Genomic DNA, 6,780 nt, shown 5'->3' with positions numbered 1-6,780 from the left:
ATTTCTGGCGTTATTTCCGGTTTTTACTGAGATCTCTCCCACTGACGTATCATTTGGTCCACCCGAAACAGGTTGGCCAGGGTGAATAACATCGCCAGTTGGTTATCGTTTTTCAGCAGCCCCTTGTATCTGGCTTTCACGAAGCCGAACTGCCGCTTGATGATGCGAAACGGGTGCTCCACCCTGGCACGGATGCTGGCTTTCATGTATTCGATGTTGATGGCCGTTTTGTTCTTGCGCGGATGCTGCTTCAAGGTTTTTACCTTGCCGGGACGCTCGGCGATCAGCCAGTCCACATCCACCTCGGCCAGCTCCTCGCGCTGTGGCGCTCCTTGGTAGCCGGCATCGGCTGAGACAAATTGCTCCTCTCCATGAAGCAGATTACCCAGCTGATTGAGGTCATGCTCGTTGGCCGCGGTGGTGACCAGGCTGTGGGTCAGGCCACTCTTGGCATCGACACCAATGTGGGCCTTCATGCCAAAGTGCCACTGATTGCCTTTCTTGGTCTGATGCATCTCCGGATCGCGTTGCTGCTCTTTGTTCTTGGTCGAGCTGGGTGCCTCAATGATGGTGGCATCCACCAAAGTGCCTTGGGTCATCATGACGCCTGCTTCGGCCAGCCAGCGATTGATGGTCTTGAACAATTGACGGGCCAGTTGATGCTGCTCGAGCAGGTGGCGGAAATTCATGATGGTGGTGCGATCCGGCAGGGCGCTATCCAGGGATAATCGGGCAAACAGGCGCATGGAGGCGATTTCGTACAGGGCATCTTCCATGGCACCGTCGCTCAGGTTGTACCAATGCTGCATGCAGTGAATACGCAGCATGGTCTCCAGCGGATAGGGCCGTCGGCCATTGCCCGCCTTGGGATAAAACGGCTCGATGACAGCGGTCATATTCTGCCATGGCAGAATCTGCTCCATGCGGGAGAGGAAAATCTCTTTTCGGGTCTGACGGCGCTTAGTGCTGAATTCACTATCGGCGAAGGTGAGTTGATGGCTCATGATGTCCCTCTGGGATGCGCTCCGGATGAATATGATGATCTCATATCAGGAACTTGTTCGCACCTTCCCTAAGTCACCGGCGGCTTGCCTGCCACACATTGAACATTACAGACCAATTAGCACTTTGTCACCGGGGAAAGATGTAAAGATTATGTATAAATAGATTGGCTTAGAAGTGACATTTCAACTTTGGAGAAACAGGTGACATTTTAAACTTGCTTTAACAAAATTTTGGGACTGACCGAAACAAAAAGGCCAGCCCCGGAGGGCTGGCTATTCAGTACAGGGCAATGACAGGTTTCTTGATGCCGCAGGCGTGAGCGTAGCGGGTCAGTGTGTCGATGCTGGCTTTGGTGATGTTGTTTTCCAGGCGAGAAATAACCGGAGGTGTAACCCCCATGCGTTCAGCAACCTGCGCTTTTGTCAGGTTGTCATGCTTGCGCCATTCAGCAAGCAGCTCCCTGAGCTTTTCCTTACGTTCTTCTTCCTGCCATGCAGCGCGATATTCATCGTCCTGCATCCACTCGTTATGCAGTTCTTTATGGCTTACCAGTTTCATTAAGTACCTCCGCTAACCGCTTTTTGGCGAGATCGATTTCTTTCGCTGGCGTTTTCTGTGACTTCTTGATGAAAACACGGAGCATGATGATGGTATTGCCTTTGTGGTATACCCAGATTCCCCTGGCTATGTCCGTCCCCATCGTGCGGATCTCAAAAAGTCCATCGCCCAGGGGCTTCGTGTCCGGCTCCCGCAGTAATCGGGCGTCATACTCCAGTTTGCCGATGAGACGGTCAAACTTCACCCTGATTTTTACGGGTAATGCTGTGGCTTCTTCCCTGGCTTCCGGGTGATAAACAACGCTAAACATGTGACCTCCCATTTCTATTAATATTAACCTATAGGCTAATTTCAGACAAGGTAGAATTAACCTATAAGCTAATTTTGTTGGCAGTTATCGTGGCTACCCGGTCACTACCCTGTTAGCGTGAGTTTTCGTTCCACTGAGGAACGGGGATTTATGCGCGTTAGCGCATGTAAGGCGGCAGGATGAAATGACAGGTAGCACCGAGGGTTAGCCGCCGATACCAGTGAGGGATCGAAAGGGATCGCCTATCCATCCCTTCACCCTGCAAAGCCATATTCCGCTAAAAGCGGCTCAGAGGCTTTTGTGCGCGGTCGGAGTGGTCACAACAAGGCGAAGCCGCAGTTGGGGCGTATCTCCGCGTTAGCGGGTCGTAAGAGCCGCTTACGAGCGTGTAGGGGTCAGTTTGGATATAGAGAATTATTGTACGGTAAGCCTGTTTTTTGAACAGACTTACCTATAGCAATAGGGTGTACTCCCGCGCTATACGGCATTTTCAGAGGTTTGACCTTAATCGGATAACCTAAATGCGATACTGCAAGAGCGACAACTTAAAAGCGATAGCCACTGACGCAAAATCAACCACTTACGAACCAAGATTGGTTAAATAATGCGCTTAACGTACAAAAATTGGCACTGTTGCAAATAGTCGGTGGTGATAAACTTATCATCCCCTTTTACTGATGGAGCTGCACATGAACCCATTCAAAGGCCGGCATTTTCAGCGTGACATCATTCTGTGGGCCGTACGCTGGTACTGCAAATACGGCATCAGTTACCGTGAGCTGCAGGAGATGCTGGCTGAACGCGGAGTGAATGTCGATCACTCCACGATTTACCGCTGGGTTCAGCGTTATGCGCCTGAAATGGAAAAACGGCTGCGCTGGTACTGGCGTAACCCTTCCGATCTTTGCCCGTGGCACATGGATGAAACCTACGTGAAGGTCAATGGCCGCTGGGCGTATCTGTACCGGGCCGAGGTGGTAGATGCATAGATTGCAGCGCGTAAATGACGCTCCACCATGACCATCATCCGGTGAATGGTGACATCCCGTGAACTCTGTGCCATTCGTTCGGCTCCGGCATTCATTGCATCTGCAAGGATCGCTGCCATAAGCGCTGCTTCGTCTTCTGCCTGTTCTCCGGTGCGATAATGGGTGAAACAAATTCCCGGCAGCGACAATGTGGCTTCATATGCCACTGGACTGGGGTATTGCCTGTCGCCATGACACCATTGAAGGCTGGATTCTTAAATTTTCTAATCGAGGGCTGTGCAAAATTAGCTACGTCCGCTTCACGCTGTGAGTTCAATAATTGTGTTGCGTCCATCAGTTGAAATCACAGCTCAAAGTAGACGCTCATTCTCACTGGAATGCTTTGCTTTCACCTTGCCAGAGGACAAATCCTTTGTCCCGCAACTATGGTTTTTTATTAGGATTTTCGCCACTGAATAAATTATAATAAATTGATTTTATAAGATATTCGTCATGGGCTATATGACCAGTACGAGTTGCATGCTCTAATGTTTCAGATGCCAGTATATGTGCGGCTTCAGCAAACATCCCAGGCCAACCCTTACTCAGCATAGACAGTCCTTTAAGGACTCTTATCTGAATCTCCCTCATACTCGCACCATCACGTGCAACAGGTAAGAAAAAGTCTTCCAGTAGGTCTTTGATCTGAAGTGGCGCAACATGTACTGAAGGATATATCACTTCAGTTTCATCTATTTTATTCTGCGCGTAAGCGGAGAGTATTCGAACACCTCTGCCAATGACATCAATCGCAGTACCGGGATCGTTTACTGCGGGCGAAAGGGCCCTGCAGGCTATTTCGGCCATGACGCTGAGACAGAATCGGGGATCCTGAGCAAATGAACGCACATCCGAGACAATGATCGTTTCAAGTAAATCGGTACAGATTGATGACTCCTGACCAGAACTCAGGTACAAAACTGGCATCGATGGATGTATGAAACTGCCTGGCTGCGCCACAAGATATACATGACGAGGATCATTGCTCAGCAGACTGCCGAGCTTGACCATGTCAATATATTCAACATAGCCAATTTTCTCCGGATATACGGCAACAGTTCCTTTTGGTTGTTCATTGTTCTCAAGCCATGGATATCCGCCAAGACATGGACTTTTTGCTCTCGCAATAAATGTCTCGATCGCCGCCTGTTCTACTTTTGCTGTTGTCTCACCTACCCTGCCCAGAGAGGTCAAATGCTGTATCCAGCGAAGCAATGTGCTGATTATTAAGGCAATGACAACCAGTGTTACAATGAATAAAATGACTCTACCCCTTTCTCCGTAGGCTCCCATATTGAGGGCAATAATCCCTACCAGGCTGAAGAGAAAAGAACCGATAAAAGTGGCCAGTACATTTTGTGTGGTTACGTCTTCTACAACTAAACGCGTGGCTCTGGGCGTCACATTAGTAGTGGCTGAACCGTAAGCGGTGACCATGATACTCAGTGAAAATGTGGTCACCGCCAGCATACTCGATGCCAGTATGTTCAGAATATTATCAACTGCTTCCGCACCAACCTTCACTGATACTGACTCTGGGATCATTGATCTAAAAAGAATAGATAAAAGGGCCGTTATTATTGCTACCATTGCAAATAACGTTGCCCTGAACCATAGCTTTTTAAGTGTCTGCCTGAGAATCCATTGCCAGCGTGAAATCATTCAGCATATCCTTGTATTAAGTTCGGGAAAATAAATGCCGCCCGGCAGGACGGCATTTTTGTATTAACGAACGAGGTGCAGGAAGTGCAGGTGTTTTTCGTACTGGTCCAGTATGTCATTAATCAGCTGTTCCTGATTCCAGCCCATCACATCATAGTTTTGACCGCCTTCTTTCAGATAGACCTCAGCGCGATAATATCGATGTTGCTCAGCCTGCTGCTCGTCATTGTCCATTGCAGCCATGGCGAAAGCCGGTGAGTTATAGCCACGAAGTCTCACTTCATAAATAAAGTTCAGCTCATTGCCCAAATCGACTTCAAGCCGAATTCGTTCGTCATCAGTATCACTTATATGGCTTATCGTTCCCTGTTTATTCAGTTCTTCCTGAACCAGCGTCATGGCGGGCTGGATAACGTCGCCCATAAAGCGTTTCACAAGAGAGCGCTTTGGCAGATAAGCGATATTGCGCAAGCGTCTCTGCCATGGAATCGGGTTACGCGCTGCAGTCGGAGCAATAGTCGCCATGCTCAGGCTTTCACGCTTGGTCAAATCCCGACGCAGGGCTTTTAATAATCCGTATATGGATATCAGTAAAATCACTGAGAAAGGTAATGCGCTCGCTATTGTCACGGTTTGCAGCGCGCTCAGTCCCCCCGCAATCAGCAGTGCGATTGCCACAATCCCTATGAGCGAGGCCCAGAAAATTCGCTGCCATACAGGCGTGTTAGCGACGCCACCCGATGCCAGCGTATCAACAACCATTGCCCCGGAGTCAGCCGAGGTGACAAAGAAGACAATGACCATCGCCATTGCAATAAATGACAGCACGGAAGAAAACGGGAAATGCTCCAGGAAATTAAACAGGGCCAGCGCGACATCCTGCTGAACGGTATTGGCGAGATCAGCCGCCCCCTGGTGCATAATGAGATAGATTGCGCTGTTACCAAACACCGTCATCCACATGAGCGTGAAGCCGGCGGGAACAAACAGCACGCCGGTGACAAACTCGCGAATGGTTCGACCGCGCGAGACTCTTGCGATGAACATCCCCACAAACGGCGACCATGAAAGCCACCATCCCCAGTACAGTAATGTCCAGCCCCCCAGCCAGTTGCTCGACTTAGGTTCATACGCATAAAGGTTAAAAGTTTTACTCACCAGTTCAGAAAGATAACCGCCCGTATTTTCCACAAATGACTTCAGCAGAAGCACGGTTGGTCCCAGACACAGGACCAGCGCCAGCAGCAGCACTGCCAGGCCCAGGTTGAGCTCAGACAGTATACGTATTCCCTTGTCCAGGCCGGACACCACCGAAATCGTCGCTAAACCAGTGATGACAACGATTAGAATCACCTGCACCGTTTCATTAATAGGCACCCCGAAAAGATGATTCAAACCAGCATTCACCTGCAAAACACCGTACCCCAGCGATGTCGCAACGCCAAAGACGGTGCCAATAACGGCGAAAATATCAACCGCATGGCCTACAGGTCCGTATATGCGCTCGCCAATAATGGGATAAAGTGCGGAACGCAGCGTTAAAGGCAGACCGTGACGGTAACTGAAAAAGGCCAGGATCAGTGCCACAATGGCATAGATTGCCCATGCGTGCAGGCCCCAGTGGAAGAACGTCAGGCGCATTGCTTCCTTCGCTGCCGCAACGGTCTCTGGAGTGCCGACAGGAGGTGAAAGATAATGCATCACAGGTTCAGCAACGCCAAAGAACATCAGGCCGATCCCCATCCCTGCCGAGAAAAGCATCGCAAACCAGGAGTGATAGCTAAAATCAGGCTGCGCATGGTCCGGACCCAGTTTGATATCACCGTAGCGTGAGAGTCCCAGGAACGAGACACTCAGTAGAATCAGGGCCACTGCAAGGATGTAGAACCAGCTGGCATTCGTGAAGATTTGTTGCTGAAGTAGTTTAAAATTTTTGTCGGCGACATCCGGGAATACAGCGGCAAAGGCGACAAGAAGGAAAATTAACAAAGCAGATGTAAAGAATACCGCTTTGTTAATCTGGCTTTTAGACTTCTTTTGGATTGTATCATTTTCACTCATAATCATTTATTCCATTAATTAAAATCCGCACTGTATAGAGGGTACTACATCTCAAAGATTAGGGAAGGTGCGAATAAGCAGGTCATTTCTTCCCAAGCTGACTCGCTGATTAAAATTTCGCGGATCTGGGCCGATTTTTTTCCCGCAAACACATCG

The 6,780-nt window shown here is 49.4% G+C and carries 5 protein-coding genes and 2 pseudogenes; 1 reads left to right on the top strand and 6 read right to left on the bottom strand.

Going from position 1 to position 6,780, the window contains the following annotated elements:
- Nucleotides 1–23: 23 nt before the first annotated feature.
- From SK32_RS20210 to SK32_RS20200, 3 genes are all read right to left on the bottom strand, one after another.
- Nucleotides 24–1,004, bottom strand: coding sequence for an IS5-like element ISKpn26 family transposase (locus SK32_RS20210; RefSeq protein WP_000019445.1), 981 nt, complete (start codon nucleotides 1,002–1,004; stop codon nucleotides 24–26).
- Nucleotides 1,005–1,281: 277 nt separating this feature from the next.
- Nucleotides 1,282–1,563: a helix-turn-helix domain-containing protein gene (locus SK32_RS20205; RefSeq protein ID WP_000780222.1), complete on the bottom strand. Its 282-nt coding sequence runs from the start codon at nucleotides 1,561–1,563 to the stop codon at nucleotides 1,282–1,284.
- A complete protein-coding gene (locus SK32_RS20200) occupies nucleotides 1,544–1,873 on the bottom strand; it encodes a type II toxin-antitoxin system RelE/ParE family toxin (RefSeq protein ID WP_000493286.1) in 330 nt (109 codons plus the stop codon). The genes SK32_RS20205 and SK32_RS20200 overlap by 20 nt, the downstream gene beginning before the upstream one ends.
- Nucleotides 1,874–2,562: 689 nt before the next feature.
- On the opposite strand from SK32_RS20200, the pseudogene SK32_RS20195 reads away from it, so the two are divergent.
- Nucleotides 2,563–2,844, top strand: a pseudogene (locus SK32_RS20195) (IS6-like element IS26 family transposase); the annotation flags it as partial.
- On the opposite strand, the pseudogene SK32_RS26500 reads toward SK32_RS20195, so the two are convergent.
- The 3 genes and pseudogenes from SK32_RS26500 to SK32_RS20185 all read right to left on the bottom strand — a co-directional run.
- Nucleotides 2,844–3,032 (bottom strand): annotated as a pseudogene (locus tag SK32_RS26500) (Tn3 family transposase); the annotation flags it as partial. The pseudogenes SK32_RS20195 and SK32_RS26500 sit on opposite strands and share 1 nt — an antisense overlap.
- Before the next feature lie 253 nt (nucleotides 3,033–3,285).
- Complete coding sequence (locus SK32_RS20190) at nucleotides 3,286–4,563, bottom strand: DUF2254 domain-containing protein (protein WP_000625672.1); 1,278 nt, start codon at nucleotides 4,561–4,563, stop codon at nucleotides 3,286–3,288.
- Between the two features lie 63 nt (nucleotides 4,564–4,626).
- Nucleotides 4,627–6,624, bottom strand: coding sequence for a BCCT family transporter (locus SK32_RS20185; RefSeq protein ID WP_008325030.1), 1,998 nt, complete (start codon nucleotides 6,622–6,624; stop codon nucleotides 4,627–4,629).
- Nucleotides 6,625–6,780 lie beyond the last annotated feature (156 nt).

This window comes from Citrobacter sp. MGH100 (assembly GCF_001034465.1).
GTDB lineage: Bacteria > Pseudomonadota > Gammaproteobacteria > Enterobacterales > Enterobacteriaceae > Citrobacter > Citrobacter youngae.
This window is presented reverse-complemented; position numbering and strand designations above follow the sequence as displayed.

Bases quoted from the DNA above. Each gene is read 5' to 3' on its own strand.
- SK32_RS20210 (WP_000019445.1), bottom strand. From the start codon at position 1,004: ATGAGCCATCAACTCACCTTCGCCGATAGTGAATTCAGCACTAAGCGC.
- SK32_RS20205 (WP_000780222.1), bottom strand. From the start codon at position 1,563: ATGAAACTGGTAAGCCATAAAGAACTGCATAACGAGTGGATGCAGGAC.
- SK32_RS20200 (WP_000493286.1), bottom strand. From the start codon at position 1,873: ATGTTTAGCGTTGTTTATCACCCGGAAGCCAGGGAAGAAGCCACAGCA.
- SK32_RS20190 (WP_000625672.1), bottom strand. From the start codon at position 4,563: ATGATTTCACGCTGGCAATGGATTCTCAGGCAGACACTTAAAAAGCTA.
- SK32_RS20185 (WP_008325030.1), bottom strand. From the start codon at position 6,624: ATGAGTGAAAATGATACAATCCAAAAGAAGTCTAAAAGCCAGATTAAC.